Origin of the sequence: Modestobacter italicus (assembly GCF_000306785.1) — a bacterium.
GTDB lineage: Bacteria > Actinomycetota > Actinomycetes > Mycobacteriales > Geodermatophilaceae > Modestobacter > Modestobacter italicus.
Window position 1 is genome coordinate 374,998 of sequence record NC_017955.1, and the last position, 15,346, is coordinate 390,343.

At 74.4% G+C, this 15,346-nt stretch carries 17 protein-coding genes; 13 read left to right on the forward strand and 4 right to left on the reverse strand.

All coding sequences use genetic code 11. From position 1 onward, the window contains the following. Positions 1 to 72: 72 nt before the first annotated feature. From MODMU_RS26640 to MODMU_RS01845, 6 genes are read left to right on the forward strand one after another with little or no spacing between them, the layout of a single operon-like run. On the forward strand, positions 73 to 1,638 hold the full coding sequence (locus MODMU_RS26640) for an ATP-binding cassette domain-containing protein (RefSeq protein ID WP_051143904.1): 1,566 nt from the start codon (positions 73 to 75) through the stop codon (positions 1,636 to 1,638). Beyond that, positions 1,635 to 2,528, forward strand: coding sequence for a branched-chain amino acid ABC transporter permease (locus MODMU_RS01825; protein WP_014738446.1), 894 nt, complete (start codon positions 1,635 to 1,637; stop codon positions 2,526 to 2,528). The genes MODMU_RS26640 and MODMU_RS01825 overlap by 4 nt, the downstream gene beginning before the upstream one ends. Then, positions 2,521 to 3,678, forward strand: coding sequence for a branched-chain amino acid ABC transporter permease (locus MODMU_RS01830; protein WP_014738447.1), 1,158 nt, complete (start codon positions 2,521 to 2,523; stop codon positions 3,676 to 3,678). Before MODMU_RS01825 ends, MODMU_RS01830 begins: the two co-directional genes overlap by 8 nt. Beyond that, positions 3,675 to 4,946, forward strand: coding sequence for an ABC transporter substrate-binding protein (locus tag MODMU_RS01835; RefSeq protein WP_014738448.1), 1,272 nt, complete (start codon positions 3,675 to 3,677; stop codon positions 4,944 to 4,946). The genes MODMU_RS01830 and MODMU_RS01835 overlap by 4 nt, the downstream gene beginning before the upstream one ends. 3 nt (positions 4,947 to 4,949) lie before the next feature. Then, on the forward strand, positions 4,950 to 6,497 hold the full coding sequence (locus tag MODMU_RS01840; protein ID WP_014738449.1) for a class I adenylate-forming enzyme family protein: 1,548 nt from the start codon (positions 4,950 to 4,952) through the stop codon (positions 6,495 to 6,497). Beyond that, the gene (locus tag MODMU_RS01845; RefSeq protein WP_014738450.1) at positions 6,494 to 7,246 is read left to right on the forward strand and encodes a TIGR03084 family metal-binding protein; all 753 of its coding nucleotides are present in this window, start codon (positions 6,494 to 6,496) and stop codon (positions 7,244 to 7,246) included. The genes MODMU_RS01840 and MODMU_RS01845 overlap by 4 nt, the downstream gene beginning before the upstream one ends. 26 nt (positions 7,247 to 7,272) lie before the next feature. On the opposite strand, the gene MODMU_RS01850 is transcribed toward MODMU_RS01845, so the two are convergent. Both MODMU_RS01850 and MODMU_RS01855 read right to left on the reverse strand, forming a co-directional pair. Continuing rightward, positions 7,273 to 7,569 (reverse strand): NIPSNAP family protein, encoded by a 297-nt coding sequence (locus MODMU_RS01850; RefSeq protein WP_014738451.1) that lies wholly within the window; start codon positions 7,567 to 7,569, stop codon positions 7,273 to 7,275. A 68-nt stretch (positions 7,570 to 7,637) separates the two neighbouring features. Further along, on the reverse strand, positions 7,638 to 7,979 hold the full coding sequence (locus MODMU_RS01855; RefSeq protein ID WP_197537372.1) for a VOC family protein: 342 nt from the start codon (positions 7,977 to 7,979) through the stop codon (positions 7,638 to 7,640). 128 nt (positions 7,980 to 8,107) lie between these two features. On the opposite strand from MODMU_RS01855, the gene MODMU_RS01860 reads away from it, so the two are divergent. The 4 genes from MODMU_RS01860 (at position 8,108) to MODMU_RS01875 (ending at position 11,663) form a co-directional block, all read left to right on the forward strand. After that, positions 8,108 to 9,400, forward strand: coding sequence for an O-acetylhomoserine aminocarboxypropyltransferase/cysteine synthase family protein (locus MODMU_RS01860; RefSeq protein WP_014738453.1), 1,293 nt, complete (start codon positions 8,108 to 8,110; stop codon positions 9,398 to 9,400). Then, positions 9,393 to 9,893: a CoA-binding protein gene (locus tag MODMU_RS01865; protein WP_014738454.1), complete on the forward strand. Its 501-nt coding sequence runs from the start codon at positions 9,393 to 9,395 to the stop codon at positions 9,891 to 9,893. The genes MODMU_RS01860 and MODMU_RS01865 overlap by 8 nt, the downstream gene beginning before the upstream one ends. After that, positions 9,893 to 10,357, forward strand: a complete 465-nt coding sequence (locus tag MODMU_RS01870) for an NUDIX domain-containing protein (RefSeq protein ID WP_014738455.1) — start codon at positions 9,893 to 9,895, stop codon at positions 10,355 to 10,357. Before MODMU_RS01865 ends, MODMU_RS01870 begins: the two co-directional genes overlap by 1 nt. A 253-nt stretch (positions 10,358 to 10,610) precedes the next feature. Continuing rightward, on the forward strand, positions 10,611 to 11,663 hold the full coding sequence (locus tag MODMU_RS01875; RefSeq protein ID WP_014738456.1) for an IS110 family RNA-guided transposase: 1,053 nt from the start codon (positions 10,611 to 10,613) through the stop codon (positions 11,661 to 11,663). A 95-nt stretch (positions 11,664 to 11,758) separates the two neighbouring features. Here MODMU_RS01875 and MODMU_RS01880 read toward each other — a convergent pair whose 3' ends face one another. Next, positions 11,759 to 12,553: an endonuclease/exonuclease/phosphatase family protein gene (locus MODMU_RS01880; protein WP_014738457.1), complete on the reverse strand. Its 795-nt coding sequence runs from the start codon at positions 12,551 to 12,553 to the stop codon at positions 11,759 to 11,761. A gap of 114 nt (positions 12,554 to 12,667) precedes the next feature. On the opposite strand from MODMU_RS01880, the gene MODMU_RS01885 reads away from it, so the two are divergent. The 3 genes from MODMU_RS01885 (at position 12,668) to MODMU_RS01895 (ending at position 14,639) form a co-directional block, all read left to right on the forward strand. Then, positions 12,668 to 13,558 carry a 1,4-dihydroxy-2-naphthoyl-CoA synthase gene (locus MODMU_RS01885; RefSeq protein WP_014738458.1) on the forward strand — a complete coding sequence of 297 codons (891 nt, stop codon included), beginning with the start codon at positions 12,668 to 12,670 and terminating at the stop codon, positions 13,556 to 13,558. A gap of 16 nt (positions 13,559 to 13,574) precedes the next feature. Then, positions 13,575 to 13,907 (forward strand): hypothetical protein, encoded by a 333-nt coding sequence (locus MODMU_RS01890; protein ID WP_014738459.1) that lies wholly within the window; start codon positions 13,575 to 13,577, stop codon positions 13,905 to 13,907. Positions 13,908 to 14,009: 102 nt separating this feature from the next. Further along, the gene (locus MODMU_RS01895; protein WP_231851744.1) at positions 14,010 to 14,639 is read left to right on the forward strand and encodes a TetR-like C-terminal domain-containing protein; all 630 of its coding nucleotides are present in this window, start codon (positions 14,010 to 14,012) and stop codon (positions 14,637 to 14,639) included. Here the strand turns inward: MODMU_RS01895 and MODMU_RS28845 are convergent. Next, entirely contained in the window at positions 14,605 to 15,330 is a 726-nt protein-coding gene (locus MODMU_RS28845) for a TetR/AcrR family transcriptional regulator (protein WP_014738461.1), read from the reverse strand. The two genes, MODMU_RS01895 and MODMU_RS28845, sit on opposite strands and share 35 nt — an antisense overlap. Positions 15,331 to 15,346 lie beyond the last annotated feature (16 nt).

Consider the following 15,346-nt stretch of genomic DNA (forward strand, 5'->3'; position numbering starts at 1 on the left):
TTCTCTAGCTTTTGCGTGACCTGGACCACGATGAGCGCGATCGGGTCCACCGGCCGAACCAGGAGGACGTCGATGTCCCCGCCCCTGCTGTCCGTCGAGCACCTCGACGTCGTCTACGACGGCACCATCAGCGCGCTGTCCGACGTCTCGCTGACCGTGGACGAGGGCCAGGTCGTGGCCGTCCTCGGGTCCAACGGCGCCGGCAAGACCTCCCTGCTGCGCGCGATCTCCCGGGCGCTGGAGCCCTACGGCGGCACGGTCACCGGCGGCACCGTCCGGTTCGCCGGTGAGGACCTGGCCGGCCTGGACACCGCCGCCGTCGTCGGCCGGGGGCTGGTGCAGGTGCCGGAGGGGCGCCGCGTCTTCCGCGACCTGACGGTGGAGGAGAACCTGCGGGCCGGTGGCTACACGGTGCGCGACACGAAGGCCCGGGCCGAGGCCCGCGACCGGGTGTTCGACCTCTTCCCGATCCTGGCCGAGCGGCGGGCCCAGCCCGGCGGCCTGCTCTCCGGCGGCCAGCAGCAGATGCTCGCGATGGGCCGGGCGCTGATGGTCTCGCCCCGGCTGCTGCTGCTCGACGAGCCCTCGCTGGGCCTGGCGCCGCTGCTGGTCGACCAGATCGGCGAGATCGTCACCGAGATCAACCGGCAGGGCACCGCGGTGCTGCTGATCGAGCAGAACGCGGTGATGGGCCTGCGTGTCGCCGACGCCGCCTCGGTGCTCGAGGTCGGCCGGGTCACCGCCGCCGGGTCCGCCGCGGAGCTCGCGGCCAGCGACGAGGTGCAGGAGCGGTACCTGGGGGTCGCCGTTCCGGTCGTGGCCACCGAGCCCGTCGATGTGGCCGAACCGGAGATCCCGACCGCCGAGCCGCCGCAGCAGCTGCGCGTCGAGGGGCTGACCGTCCGGTTCGGTGGCATCACCGCGCTGTCCGACGTGAGCTTCACCGTCGAGCCGGGCACCGTGCACGCCCTCATCGGACCCAACGGGGCCGGCAAGTCCACCCTGGTCAACGTCCTCGGCGGGGCCTACCGGGCCACCGAGGGCACGGTCCACTACGGCGACCAGGAGCTCACCGCGCTGCCGGCGCACCGGGTGGCCGGGCTCGGCGTGGCCCGCACGTTCCAGAACATCTCCCTCGCCCTCGAGGACACCGTCGAGGACAACCTGCTGGTCGGTCGGCACCGGCTGATGCGGTCCGGCGTGGTCTCGGGCGCCTGGCGCACGCCGCGGGTGCGCCGCGAGGAGCGCGAGCACCGGGAGACCGTCGCCGGCATCGCCGAGCTGCTCGGCATCGGCCACCTGCTCCGCACCCCGGTGCACACGCTGGCCTACGGCGACCGCAAGCGGGTGGAGATGGGCCGGGCGCTGGCCGCCCGCCCCTCGCTGCTGCTGCTGGACGAGCCGGTGGCCGGGATGACCCACGGGGAGTCGCAGGACATGGCCGACACCATCCGCCAGGTCCGCCGCGACCTCGGCCTGTCGATCGTGCTGGTCGAGCACGACATGCCCTTCGTCATGGGCCTGGCCGAGCAGGTCACCGTCCTGGACTTCGGCAAGAAGATCGCCGAGGGCACGCCGGCCGAGGTGCAGCGCGACCCGGAGGTCGTCCGGGCCTACCTGGGGGCGGCTGCGGCATGAGCTACTTCCTCGAGCAGGTCCTGAACGGGCTGTCCTACGGCTTGGTGCTGAGCCTGATCGCCGCGGGCTTCGCGATCGTCTTCACCTCCACCGGGGTGCTCAACTTCGCGCACGGCGCGGTGGTGCTGCTCGGCGCCTACCTCGTCGCGGTGCTGCACACGAGCATCGGCTTCTGGCCGGCGGTGCTCGTCGCCATGGCCGGGGCCGCCGTGGGCGGGGTGCTCATCAACGCCCTGCTGGTGCGCCACCTGGCCGACAAGAACGCCGGCACCGCGGCGATCCTGATGCTGGGCGTCGACATCGTGCTGCTCACCGAGCTGACCCGGCGGATCGGCAACCAGGTGCTCACCCTCGGCGCACCGTGGGGTGCCTCGGTGGTCCGGATCGGGGACGTCTCGCTGCCCACCGGCCGGGTGATCGCGGCCGGCGTCACCGTGGTCGCCTTCGCCGCCCTCTGGTACCTCTTCTCCCGCACCGACCTGGGCGTCGGCATGCGCGCCGCGGCCGCCGACGGGCCGACCGCCTCGCTGATGGGCATCCGGCTCTCCCGCACCGCGGCGACCGGCTGGGCCCTGGCCGGGGTGCTCGCCGCCGTCGCCGGCGTCTTCCTCACCTCCTTCCCCGCACCCGGGGTGGCCCCGACCGTCGCGCTCAGCGCGTTCGCGGCGATCCCCGCCTGGGTGCTCGGCGGCTTCGACTCCGTCCCGGGCGCCGTCGTGGGCGGGCTGATCATCGGGCTGACCAGCGCGCTGGTCACCGGCTACGAGGGCGACCTCGCGGGCGTCGTCGGCACCGGGTTCGGCGAGGTCGCCCCCTACGTCGTCATGATCGTCGTCCTGCTCGTGCGGCCCTCGGGCCTGCTGGGCAGCAAGGAGGCCGTCCGTGTCTGAGCTCCCGCGCCGGATCGGCGGGCTGGTGCTCGTGCTGGTCGCCCTCGCGCTGCCCCTGGTGCTGTCGGACTTCTGGCTGCAGACCGGCCTGTTCGTGATGGCCACGGCCATCGGTGCGGTCGGGCTGACCCTGCTGGTCGGCGTCGCCGGTCAGCTGTCCCTCGGGCATGCCGCCTTCGCCGGGATCGGCGCGTACGTCTACACCTGGTCCACCGGTGAGACGACGACGACGGTCAGCGGCGCCGGGCTCCCCCCGGTGGTCGGGCTGGTGCTCGCCGCGGCGGTGAGCGCGCTGGTGGGGGCGGCCTTCTCACCGGTCGCCGGCCGGCTCCGCGGCATCTACCTGGGGCTGGCCACGCTCGGGCTGGTCTTCATCGTCCGGCACCTGCTGGTCAACCTGGACCAGTGGACCGGCGGGTTCACCGGCCGCTCGGTGGAGTCCTTCGCCCTCGGCGGGTTCAGCTTCAGCAACTCCGACCCGGACTACCTGGCCGTCGCCGGCGTCGAGTTCGAGGGGCTGCACCGGCTCTGGTACCTCTTCCTGGTCCTGGCCCTGGTCGGCTGCTGGCTGGCCGGCAACCTGCGGTCCGGCCGCACCGGTCGGGCGTGGGCGAACGTCCGGGACTCCGAGACGGCCGCGGCGGCGATGGGCATCCCGGTGGCCCGGGCCAAGGCGTCGGTGTTCGTCGTCTCCTCCGCCTACGCCGGGGTGGCCGGCGCGATGCTGGCGCTGGCCTACGGCCGGATCGCCCCCGACGTCTTCGGCCTCACCGCGTCCGTCGACTTCCTGGTGATGATCGTGCTCGGCGGCCTGGGCTCGGTCGGCGGCGCCGTCGTCGGCGCGCTGTTCGTCACCGCCCTGCCGCTGGTGCTCGCCGAGTACAGCGGGTCGCTGCCGTTCCTGGCCGCGCCCGGTTCCGGCGGGCTGGACCCCTCGACGGCGTCCCGGATGGTCTACGGGCTGGCGATCATCGCCGTCCTGCTGTTCCTCCGCGGTGGGCTCGCCGGCGCCGCGCGCCGGCTCCGGCACCGCGCCTCCCGCAGCGCACCACCCGCGGCGGGCCCTGCACCGCACGACCCGATCAGCACCGATGACGTCGGCCGCCCGGCCGCGGTCACCCCATCACGGTCGAAGGAGACCACCCGATGACGCACCTGCCCCGCGCCCGTGCCCTCACCCTCGCGGCCGCCACCGCGCTGGTGCTGGCCGCCTGCAGCACCACCGACCCGGGCGAGTCGAGCAGTGACGCGGGGGGCTCGGGCGCGGACGAGGTGGAGACCGGCAACGGGGTCACCGACGACCAGATCACCGTCGGCGTCCTCACCGACCTCTCCGGGCCGTTCGCGGCCGGCGCGGCCGTGCAGGTCACCGAGTTCAACGCCTACTGGGACCAGGTCAACGCCGACGGCGGTGTCTGCGACCGGGACGTCGTCGTCGACGTGCAGGACCACGGCTACGACCCGCAGAAGGCGGTGACCCTCTACCGCAGCATGGCGCCCGACGTCGTGGCGCTGCAGCAGGTCCTCGGCGGCCCGACGAGCGCCGCCGTCCTGCCGCTGGCCGAGCAGGACGACCTCTACGTCGGCGGGGTCGGCTGGGCCGGGTCCGCGCTGCAGTACGAGAACAACCAGCTCCCCGGCGCCTCCAACGCGATCGAGGCGGCCAACGCCATCGACTACATGGTCGACGAGCTGGGCGTGGCCGAGGGCTCGAAGGTCGGCGTCGTCTACTTCACCGGCGACTACGGCGGCGACGCCCTGCTCGGCGCCGAGCACGCCGCCGAGGAGCGCGGCCTGGAGGTCGTGGCGCAGGAGATCACCCCGGCGACCACCGACCTCTCCGCGCAGGCGTCCGCGCTGGCGCAGGCCGGCGTCGCCGGCGTCGTGCTGGCCGCCGCGCCCACCCAGTTCGCCTCGCTGGCCGGGGTCCTCGCCTCGCAGGGCGCGGACGTGCCGATCATCGGGATGAACCCCACGTTCAACCCCTCGCTGCTCACCACCCCGGCGGCCGACGCGCTGCTGGCCAACGCCTACAGCATCACCAGCGTCGCGCCGTACGCCTCCGACGCCGAGGGCGTGAAGGCGGCCAACGACCTGTACGCGAAGGCCGACCCCGACGGCGCGATCGGCTGGGAGGTCCCGCTGGCCTACGTGCAGGCCGAGCTGCTCAAGCAGTCGCTGGACGGGGCCTGCGAGTCCGGGGACCTGACCCCGGAGGGCGTCGTCGCCGCGCTGCGCGAGAGCTCCTCGGTCGACACCCAGGGCCTGCTGCCCGACGGCCTGGACTACTCCGAGGTGGGCCAGTCGCCGACCACGACCGTCTACCTGTCCAAGGTCGACGCGAACGCGCCGGCCGGGCTCGCGCTGGTGGACGAGCTCAGCGGTCCCAGCGCGGAGTCCTTCTCCTACGGGAGCTGACCGGTGCCCGCACTCGTGGTGAGCGAGCTGCGGGCGCCGGCCGCCGGCCCGGCGGAGGGCGTCCTCGGGGACGTCCTCCGCCGGGCCGTCGGGCGTGGGCCCACCGACCTGCTGCTGTCCAGCCCGGGCACCGGGGAGACCTGGACGGCGGCCGAGCTGCTGGCCGACGCCGAGGCGGTCGCCGCCGGGCTGCTCGCCCGGCACGACCCCGGCGCCCGGATCGCCACCTGCCTGGGCAACGGGCCCGCGCCGGTGCTGGTCCAGCTCGGGGTCGCGCTGGCCGGCATGACGCTGGTCCCGGTCAACCCGCGGTCCCGGCCGGCCGAGGTCGAGCACGCGCTGCGGCTCTCCGGCGCCGTGCTCGCGATCGCCGCCGAGGAGGTGGCGGGCAACCCGGTGGCCGACCTGTGCGCCGCCGTCGACGGCGTCGAGGTGCTGCGCGTCGGCACCGACTGGCGGGCGGCGCTGCCGTGGGCGGCACCCGGCGGGCTGCCCGTCGTCGAGCCGCAGTCGCTGGCCCAGGTGCAGTTCACCTCCGGGACGACCGGGCGGGCCAAGGGCGTGCGGATCACCCACGCCGGGATGGTCGCGACCGGGGCGGCGTTCGCCGAGCGGCTGGGCCCGACCGCCGGGCGGGTGTGGTGCAACCCGATGCCGCTCTTCCACACCGCGGGCAACGTGCTCGGCGTCGTGGGCGCGCTCAGCGCGGGCGCCGAGCACGTGGTGCTGCCCTTCGCGCCGGAGCCGGTGCTGCAGGCGCTCGAGCAGCGCCGGGTGAGCATGCTGTCGGCCGCGCCGACGCTGCTGGACCTGCTGGCCGCCGCCGGCCCGCCGCCGCTGCCGGACCTGCGGGTGCTGTTCACCGGCGGGATGACGGTGACGCCGGCGTTCGTCGACCGGGTGGAGCAGGTGTTCGGCGCCCGGCTGTCGATCACCTTCGGCATGACCGAGACCTGCGGTGCGGTGCTGCAGACCTCGCCGGAGGACCCCGACCCGGTGCGCCGGGAGACCGTCGGCGCGCCGCTGGCCGGCACCGACGTCCGGATCGCCGGCCCGGACGGCGACGTCGTCCCCCCGGGGACGCCCGGGGAGCTGTGGGTGCGCGGCGCGCGGATCACCCGGGGGTACCTCGACGACCCGGTCGCCACCGCCGAGGCGATCGACCCCGACGGCTGGCTGCACACCGGTGACCTCGCGGAGATGTCCCCGGCCGGCGCCTGCCGGGTGGTCGGCCGGCTCAAGGACATGATCAAGACCGGGGGTGAGAACGTGTCGCCCGTGGAGGTCGAGGAGGTGCTGGTCGAGCACCCGGACGTCGCCCGGGCCGCGGTGGTCGGCGTGCCGGACCCGCGGTGGGGCGAGCTGGTGGTGGCCTTCGTCGTCCCGGCGGGGGAGCGGGACCCCAGCCCGGCGGAGCTGACCGCGCACTGCCGGGACCGGCTGTCGCCGTTCAAGGTGCCCCGGTCCTGGCGGGTCGTCGACGAGCTGCCGATGACCGCGTCGGCGAAGGTCCAGCGCGCCGAGCTGCGGCGGATCGCTGCGGCGACGTGATCGCCGGGCTGCTGGCCGACCTGGCCGACGAGGGCGCGGCGCTGGAGACGGTGCTGAGCGGGCTGGCCCCGGCCGACTGGGGCCGCCCCACCCCCGCCGCCGGGTGGACCGTCGCCGCCCAGGTGGCGCACCTGGCCTGGACCGACGAGGTGGCCCTGCTCGCGGCCACCGACCCGGCGGCCTTCGCCGCCCTGCCGGCCGACGGTGGCGACCGCGGGGCCTCCGCGGCGGACGCCGTCCCGGCTGCGGAGCTGCTGGACCGGTGGCGCACCGGCCGGCGGCGGCTGGCCGATGCGCTGGTCGCCGCCCCTCCCGGCGTCCGGCTGCCCTGGTTCGGGCCGCCGATGAGCGTCCCGTCGATGGCGACCGCCCGGTTGATGGAGACCTGGGCGCACGGCGTCGACGTCCGGGACGCGCTCGGCCTGCCGGTGGAGGAGTCCCGGCGGCTGGACCACGTCGCCCACCTCGGCGTCCGCACCCGGGGCTTCGCGTTCACCGCGCACGGGCTGCCCGCGCCGGAGGCGCCGGTCCGGGTGGAGCTGACCCGCGGCGACGGCTCGCGCTGGTCGGCCGGCCCGGAGGACGCCGGGCAGCGGGTCACCGGACCGCTGCTGGACTTCTGCCTGCGGGTGGTGCAGCGCCGGCCGCGCGCGGCGCTGCGGCTGGTCGCCGTCGGCCCGGACGCCGACCGGTGGCTGGACGTCGCGCAGGCCTTCGCCGGCGCACCGGGGCGCGGCAGCGAGGCCTGAGGCGTCGCGGCCTCAGCGGCCGGGCGTCACAGCACCGGGCGGACGAAGCCGATCTGCATGTCGGTGATGCACGCCGGGAAGGTCTCGAACACCGCGGCACGCTCCGGGGAGGCGTTGTAGGTGGCCTCGACCTCGCGGAACCCGGCCTCGTCGGCGTCGTGCTCGACCGCCCAGGTGAAGGTGTCGTTGGCCTCGTCGGCGTAGGCGAACAGCAACCGGAAGCCGTACTGCGCGCGGACCGGGGCCAGGCCCGGGAACCAGGCGAGGAAGTCGGCCATCCGGCCGGGTTCGACGTCGTAGCGGCGCAGCTGCACGGTGGTCATGCCGCCATTGTGCTGGTGGAGTGCCACGGGCGCGTTCTCCGCGCCGTGGCACTCCACCAGCGGTCAGGTCAGGACGACGGCGGTGCGTAGAACTGCAGGTCGTTGCCCTCGGTGTCCTTGAACGGGGCGATCCGGCCCCACGGGTGGTCGCTGATGCCGCCGGAGAACTCCACGCCCCTGCCCTTGAGCTCCTCGACCTCGGCCTCGATGTCGCCCTCGGGCTGGAAGGTGATCACGGCCCCGCCGTGCGAGTGGCCGGTGCCCTCGCGGGCGTTGAGCCCGATCATCAGGCCGTTGGCGTCGAACTCGCTCCAGTCCTCGGTCGTCTTCTGCTCGCTGAGCCCCAGGGTGTCCCGGTAGAACGCCCGCGCCCGGTCCATGTCGTCGACCGGGACCCACACACTCGCCACGCCACTCGCCACGTCTGGACTCCTCGTCCCTCGTCGTCTGTCGTGCACGACCGGACTGCCCACCTCCCCGCTCCGGCAACCACCGGCGGGAGGGGGCAGACTCGGCACGAGCCGACGAGAGGACGACGATGGCCGACCGCACCTGGGGGTTCCGGACGCGTGCCCTGCACGCGGGAGGGGCGCCCGACCCGACCACCGGCGCCCGCGCCGTGCCGATCTACCAGACGACGTCGTTCGTGTTCGACTCCGCCGACGACGCGGCCAACCTCTTCGCGCTGCAGAAGTACGGCAACGTCTACAGCCGGATCGCCAACCCCACGGTCGCCGCCCTCGAGGAGCGGATCGCCTCGCTGGAGGGCGGGCTGGGCGCGGTCGCGACGTCGTCCGGGCAGGCCGCGGAGTTCCTCACCTTCGCCGCCCTGGCCGGCGCCGGTGACCACATCGTCGCCGCGTCGTCGCTGTACGGCGGCACCATCACCCAGCTCGACGTCACGCTGCGCCGGTTCGGGGTGGAGACGACCTTCGTCCGCGGCAACGACCCGGCCGACTACGCCGCCGCGATCACCGACCGCACCAAGCTGGTCTTCGCCGAGGTGGTGGCCAACCCGGGCAGCGACGTCGCCGACATCGCCGGCCTTGCCGAGGTCGCCCACGCCGCCGGCGTGCCGCTGGTGGTCGACGCGACCACCGCCACCCCGTGGCTCTGCCGGCCGATCGAGCACGGTGCCGACATCGTGATCCACTCCGCCACCAAGTTCCTCGGCGGCCACGGGACGACGCTGGGCGGGCTGGTCGTCGACGCCGGCACCTTCGACTGGGGCAACGGCCGGTTCCCCGGGATGACCGAGCCGAGCGACAGCTACGGCGGCATCCGCTGGTGGGACAACTTCGGCGAGTACGGCTTCCTCACCAAGCTGCGCAGTGAGCAGCTGCGCGACGTCGGCGCCACGCTCGCCCCGCACAGCGCGTTCCTGCTGCTGATGGGCATCGAGACGCTGCCGCAGCGGATGCGCGAGCACGTGGCCAACGCCCAGCGGGTCGCCGAGTGGCTGGACGCCGACGAGCGGGTGGCCTGGGTGCGCTACTCGGGGCTGCCCGGCCACCGCGACCACGCCCTCGCCCAGCGGTACCTGCCGGAGGGCCCCGGCGCGGTGTTCAGCTTCGGCGTCGTCGGCGGCCGGGACGCCGGGCGCCGGTTCATCGAGAACGTCGAGCTGTGCAGCCACCTGGCCAACATCGGCGACGCCCGCACGCTGGTCATCCACCCGGGCTCCACCACGCACGGCCAGCTGTCGGTGGAGCAGCTGGAGACCGGCGGGGTGTCGCCGGACCTGATCCGCATCTCGGTCGGGCTGGAGGACGTCGAGGACGTGCTGTGGGACCTCGACCAGGCGCTGGCCGCGGCGGTGAAGGATGTCTGACGTGCGCACCTGGGAGGGCCCCAGCGCCCGCGAGCGGCAGGCGATCCTGGCCCGGACGTCGACCGTGGCGATCGTCGGCGCCTCGGACAACCCGGCGCGGGCCAGCTACTTCGTCGCCACGTACCTGCTGTCGACGTCGCCGTACGAGATCTGGTTCGTCAACCCGCGGGCCAGCGACATCCTCGGCCGGCCGGTCTACCCCTCGCTCGCCGACCTCCCCGGCACCCCCGACGTGGTCGACGTCTTCCGCAAGGCCAGCGACCTGCCCGAGGTGCTCGACGAGACGCTCGCGGCCGGGGCCCGCACGCTGTGGCTCCAGCTGGGGTTGTGGGACGAGGACGTCGCCGCCCGCGCGCAGGGCGCCGGGCTCGAGGTCGTCATGGACCGCTGCCTGAAGATCGAGCACGCCCGGTTCGCCGGCGGCCTGCACTGGGCCGGGTTCGACACCGGGGTGATCAGCTCGCGCCGCGCCCGCGGCCTCCCCACCGCCTGATGCTGCACCGCTCGCCCACCGACGGCTGGACCACCTGCGCGCTCGGCCACCGGCACTGGGGGCTGGCCGGCGCCGCGGGCCTGCTGCTGCACCGGGTCGGCGCCTCCGGGATCGAGGTGCTGCTGCAGCTGCGGGTCGGCTGGTCGCACCACGGCGGCACCTGGGGCACCCCGGGTGGTGCGCTGCACCCGGCCGAGTCGGCGGTCGACGGTGCGCTGCGGGAGGCGGGGGAGGAGCTGGGGCTGCGCCGGTCGGACGTCGTCCTGGGCGCCGAGTCCGTCGACGACCACGGCGGCTGGAGCTACACCACCGTGCTCGCCACCCCCGCCGGCGACCTGGAGCCGGACGCCCTCGCGCTCAACGAGGAGAGCGTCGGCGTCGACTGGTGGCCGCTGACCGCGCTGCCCGAGCTGCACCCCGGCTTCTCCGCCTCCCTCCCCACCCTCCGCCCGCTCCTCGCCTGACTGTGAGGCTGGCCGGGTCGGTTCATCGGTGATGGGCTGACGGTCGGCAGCAGTGGGCGTGACCCTTCGCCTGACTGGCTTTGTGCCCTTGGCCGGACTTGTCCGCCTGCTGCTGTCGGCACCGGCCCGGCCGGAGACGTTGGCCTGATCAGGAGCTTGACCGCCAGTAGGCGCTGGCGTGTCTCATCACAGTCCTGCCATCTCCGCACCGGACCGGGACCTGCTGCGTCCCCCCGGTCAAGGAGAAGAACGCATGTCCATGCTGGCAGAACTGGTCGAGGTCGTCATCGGCGTCGACACCCACAGCCAGACCCACACCGCCGCCGTCGTCGATGCGCGTACCGGTGGCGTGCTGGCCCGCGCGACGGTCACCGCCGATCCCGACGGCTACGCCGAGTTGGTCGCTCTGGCCGAGCAGCACTCGGGCTTGCGGGCCTGGGCGATGGAGGGCGCCGGTGGCTACGGCGCTGGTCTGGCCCGGCATCTGGCCGCCGGCGAGGAGATGGTCGTCGAGCTGGACCGGCCCAAGCGGCCGGCCCGGCGGGCCGGCGCCAAGTCCGATCCGATCGACGCCGAACGCGCCGCCCGCGATGCGCTGGCCCGCACCCGACTCGCCGAGCCCAAGACCGGCGCCGAGCGGGCCGCGCTGCAGATGCGCCTGACCGCCCGGCGAGCGGCTGTGGAGGCCGCCAGCACCGGTCAGCGGCAGCTGCTGGCGATGGTCATCACCGCCCCGGAGCCGGTGCGCGCCCGGTTCCGCGGGCAGACCACCCGCGCCATGATCAGCACCGCCGCCAGGCTGCGCCCAGGCGCCTGCAGTGGTGACATCGAGACGGTTACCGCGCTGACCGTGCTGCACGAGCTGGCCGGCCGCATCCGCTTCCTCGAGGCCGAAGCCCTCAACCATGAGAAGGCCATCCGCGCCATCGTGCGGACCTGGCGGCCGGACCTGCTCGAGCTGACCGGAGTCGGCCCGATCGTGGCCGCCACCGTGCTGACCGCCTGGTCCCATCCCGGCCGCTGCCGCGACGACGCCGCCTTCGCCATGCTGGCCGGCGCCGCCCCGATCCCGGCGTCTTCGGGCAAGACCGTGCGCTACCGGCTCAACCGCTCCGGGGACCGCCAGCTCAACCGCGCCCTGCACACCGTCGTCCTCAGCCGACTGCAACGCGACGAACGAACCCGCGCCTACGCCGACCGCCGCCGCGCCGAAGGCAAGACCGACCGCGAGATCAAACGCTGCCTCAAGCGCTACATCGCCCGCGAGCTCTACCGCCGCCTCGAATCACCACCGGCCACCGCTTGACGCGTCATAGGAGCGTCCCTCTGAACCGGTTTCGGCGCCGAAACCCGTGCCGGGTTCGCCGCCGAACCCTCTGCCGGTCTCGGCGCCGAGACCGGTCAGGTGGTCGTGACCGTCACGGTGGCCAGGCGGTGGTCGCCGAGCCCGAGCTGGCGCACTTCCGGGCGGGCGGCCTGCACCGTGGCGGGGCCCAGCACGTGGTCGAACTGCACCCGGGGCGCAGGGGAGGGGTAGGTCGGTTCGCTGACCAGCCGCTGCCCGCCGAAGACCCGCGCCGGCAGCGGCCCGATCAGGTTCAGGTCGCCGGCCACCAGCACCGGGCCGGGCAGGTCGGCCGCCCAGCGCCGCAGCCGGACCAGCTGCCGGACAGCGGTGTGCGGGGCGAAGGACAGGTGCGTGGAGATGACGGTGCACCCGTCGAGCTCGGCGGCGATCGCCAGCCGCGGCTCGTCGGGGAACCACCACAGCCGGGTCTTCCCGGTCCGGGGATCGGGCGCCTGCAGCGGCAGCCGCGCCCGCCCGGCGCCCAGCGCGAGCACCGACCAGCGGTGCACCGGCAGCCGGCTGACCAGCGCGATCCCGTAGTGCGGGCCGGTCAGCGTCTCCCACGACCCGCGCAGCACCGGCGGGTCGACCGGCGTCCAGCTGCGGAAGGGGCTGGGGGTGCCGGCGACGGCCGCGGCGAACCGCCAGTCGGTCGCGCCCAGCGCCGCGGCCACGGCGGCGGGCTGGTCCACCCCGCCGGAGCGGGGCTGGTCGACGTCCACCTCCTGGACGGCGAGGACGTCGACGTCGACGTCGGCGAGGGCGGCGGACAGCGAGGCCGCGTCACCGGCGCGGCCCTCCGAGGTCCGGCCGGAAGCGAGGTTGAGCGTGCCGATCCGCAGGTCCACGCCGCCATCAGACCAGCCCGGCGGCGCTCGTGCTCTGCTGCCTCCCAGGCAGCAGAGCACGAGCGCCCGGGCAGCAGGTCGGCGGGGCGCGGCGGCGGCCGATAGGTTCGGGCCGTGAGTGCACGCGCGGACGTCTCGGAGATCTTCGACGCCTCGGCCTGGGAGCCCGTCGCGGGCTTCGACGGCCTGACCGACGTCACCTACCACCGGGCCGTCGACGCCGGGGTGGTGCGGATCGCGCTGGACCGGCCCGAGGTGCGCAACGCCTTCCGCCCGCAGACGGTCGACCAGCTGCTGGCCGTCTTCGAGCACGCCCGGCTGAGCACCGACGTCGGCTGCGTGCTGCTCACCGGCAACGGCCCGAGCGAGAAGGACGGCGGCTGGGCCTTCTGCTCCGGTGGTGACCAGCGGGTGCGCGGCCGGTACGGCTACGAGGCCGGCGACGGCGCCAACGGCCGGCTGCACATCCTGGAGGTGCAGCGGCTCATTCGGTTCATGCCCAAGGTCGTCGTCTGCGTCGTCCCGGGCTGGGCGGCCGGTGGCGGGCACAGCCTGCACGTCGTCGCCGACCTCACCCTGGCCAGCGCGGAGCACGCCCGGTTCAAGCAGACCGACGCCGACGTGGGCAGCTTCGACGGCGGCTTCGGCTCGGCCTACCTCGCCCGTCAGGTCGGGCAGAAGTTCGCCCGCGAGATCTTCTTCCTCGGCGAGGAGTACTCCGCCGAGGACGCGCACCGGATGGGCATGGTCAACCGGGTGGTGCCGCACGCCGAGCTGGAGGCGACCGCGCTGGACTGGGGCCGCCGGATCGTGGCCAAGAGCCCGACCGCGCAGCGGATGCTGAAGTACTCGTTCAACCTGATCGACGACGGCCTGGTCGGCCAGCAGCTGTTCGCCGGGGAGACGACCCGGCTGGCCTACATGGCCGAGGAGGCCGTCGAGGGGCGCGACTCGTTCCTGGAGAAGCGGCCCGCCGACTTCTCCCGCTTCCCCTGGCACGCATGACCGAAGGAGAGCACAGATGATCGTCGAGGTGGTGGGCGGCACTGATGAGGTGCCGGAGGTCCAGGTCGTGGACGTGGACGACCTGACCAGGCTACACCTGGCCGTCGGGGCGGTGACCGACGAGGAGGCGGACCAGGCGCTGCAGGCCGCTGGGCTCGGCCGGCTGGTCGACGGCGACAACGGCGTGCTCGACGTGGCCGCGCTGCGCGCCGCGGCGGAGCCGAAGGCGGGTGCGGCGGACTGGGGAGGGCAGTTCGACGCGATGGTCGCCTCCGCCGCCGAGAAGGGCTGGACGGCGGACGACGGTGCCTCGCTGCGTGTGCACGTTGAGCCCGCGGCATCTGCCTGATCAGTTCCGAAACGCCGACAAAGCGGTACCGGCGCGCTGTGAAATCGATGTGGATGCGCGCCCATGTTGTGGTCGCTCCACTTTCTAGGGAACGATTGCACGGTGACCACCACGGACGTGCCGCAGCGAACCTCCGGCGCCCGCCCCCCGGGTCGGCCGCTGTCGACCGAGCTGTCCGGCCAGTTGGTCGCAGTCGCGATGGACATCCTGGCCGACGAGGGCTGGGGCCGGCTCAACAGCGACCGGGTCGCCGCGCGCGCCCGGGCGGGCAAGGCCGGCATCTACCGCCGCTGGCCCACCATGGCCGCGCTCGCCCGGCACGCCCTGAGCACCACCACCCTCGTCGCCGTGCCCGAGGACACCGGGTCGCTGACCGACGACCTCTGCGCGCTGCTCCGGCCCTGGACGCACGCGCTGACCCGCGAGGAGCGGGCCGCCGCCAGCCTGGTGGGTGCCGCCCGGCACGACGAGGAGCTGCGGGCCGGGCTCGACGAGGCCCTGGTGCACCCGCTGGCCGCCGCGGTCCGCGAGCTCGCCGACCGGGAGGCCGCCCGCGGCCGGGAGCTGCCCGACGAGCGGGTGGCGCTGCTCGGGCAGGTGCTGCAGGCCCTGTGGTTGCAGCGCTACACCAGCTTCGGCACCGCCCCGATGACCACGGCCCAGGTGGAGCACCTGGTCGGCGACGTCCTGCTGCCGATCACCGACCCGGAGCGGGCGACTCCTCGACGCTGAGGTCGCCGGCCGGGTCGAGCAGCCGTCCGGCCAGCCCGCGGGCGGACCGTTCCAGCTCGGTCAGCGTGCCGGCCGTGGCCTTCCGGGCCGCGGAGAGGTCGAGGCCGTCCGGCTGGCCCATCAGCACCAGCCGGCGGTTCTCCAGCACCAGCGCCCGGCCGGCGACCATGAACAGGTCGGCGACGAGTCGGCTCAGCACGCGTGCCGTGGCCGGGTCGGTCGCCGGCGCGGCCGACCACTCGCCCCGCGCGATCGCCGTGCTGAGCGCCACGGTGACCCGCTCGCCGGCCTGCTCGACCAGGGTCCGCTCCCGCGCCTGCAGCGACGTCGAGGCCTCCAGCGCCTCGACGTAGCCGCGGTTCTCCGGTCGCGACTCCCGGTCCAGCACCCGGACGAGGTCGCTCTCCAGGTAGTCCCGCAGCGCGCGCACCGGGTCGGTGCCGGGTGGGCGCCCGGTGACGGCCGCGGCCGACTGCTCGACCCACGGCGTGCGCTCGTCGAAGAAGAGCGCCTCCTTGGTCTCGAAGTGGTTGAACACCGTCTGGACGGCGACGTCGGAGGCCGTGGCGATGTCGGCGATGGTGACCGCGTCGAACCCGCGCTCGGCGAACAGCCGCTGCGCCGTTTCGCGCACGGCCGCCCGGGTCTGCGCCTTGCGGCGCTCGCGGCGGCCTCCGTTGTCCGCGGTCACGCCGGACAATCTAGTC

Coding starts and splice junctions, on each gene's coding strand:
- MODMU_RS01865 (WP_014738454.1), top strand. CDS start 9,393: ATGTCTGACGTGCGCACCTGGGAGGGCCCCAGCGCCCGCGAGCGGCAG.
- MODMU_RS01825 (WP_014738446.1), top strand. CDS start 1,635: ATGAGCTACTTCCTCGAGCAGGTCCTGAACGGGCTGTCCTACGGCTTG.
- MODMU_RS01870 (WP_014738455.1), top strand. CDS start 9,893: ATGCTGCACCGCTCGCCCACCGACGGCTGGACCACCTGCGCGCTCGGC.
- MODMU_RS26640 (WP_051143904.1), top strand. CDS start 73: ATGTCCCCGCCCCTGCTGTCCGTCGAGCACCTCGACGTCGTCTACGAC.
- MODMU_RS01860 (WP_014738453.1), top strand. CDS start 8,108: ATGGCCGACCGCACCTGGGGGTTCCGGACGCGTGCCCTGCACGCGGGA.
- MODMU_RS01875 (WP_014738456.1), top strand. CDS start 10,611: ATGTCCATGCTGGCAGAACTGGTCGAGGTCGTCATCGGCGTCGACACC.
- MODMU_RS01850 (WP_014738451.1), bottom strand. CDS start 7,569: ATGACCACCGTGCAGCTGCGCCGCTACGACGTCGAACCCGGCCGGATG.
- MODMU_RS01890 (WP_014738459.1), top strand. CDS start 13,575: ATGATCGTCGAGGTGGTGGGCGGCACTGATGAGGTGCCGGAGGTCCAG.
- MODMU_RS01835 (WP_014738448.1), top strand. CDS start 3,675: ATGACGCACCTGCCCCGCGCCCGTGCCCTCACCCTCGCGGCCGCCACC.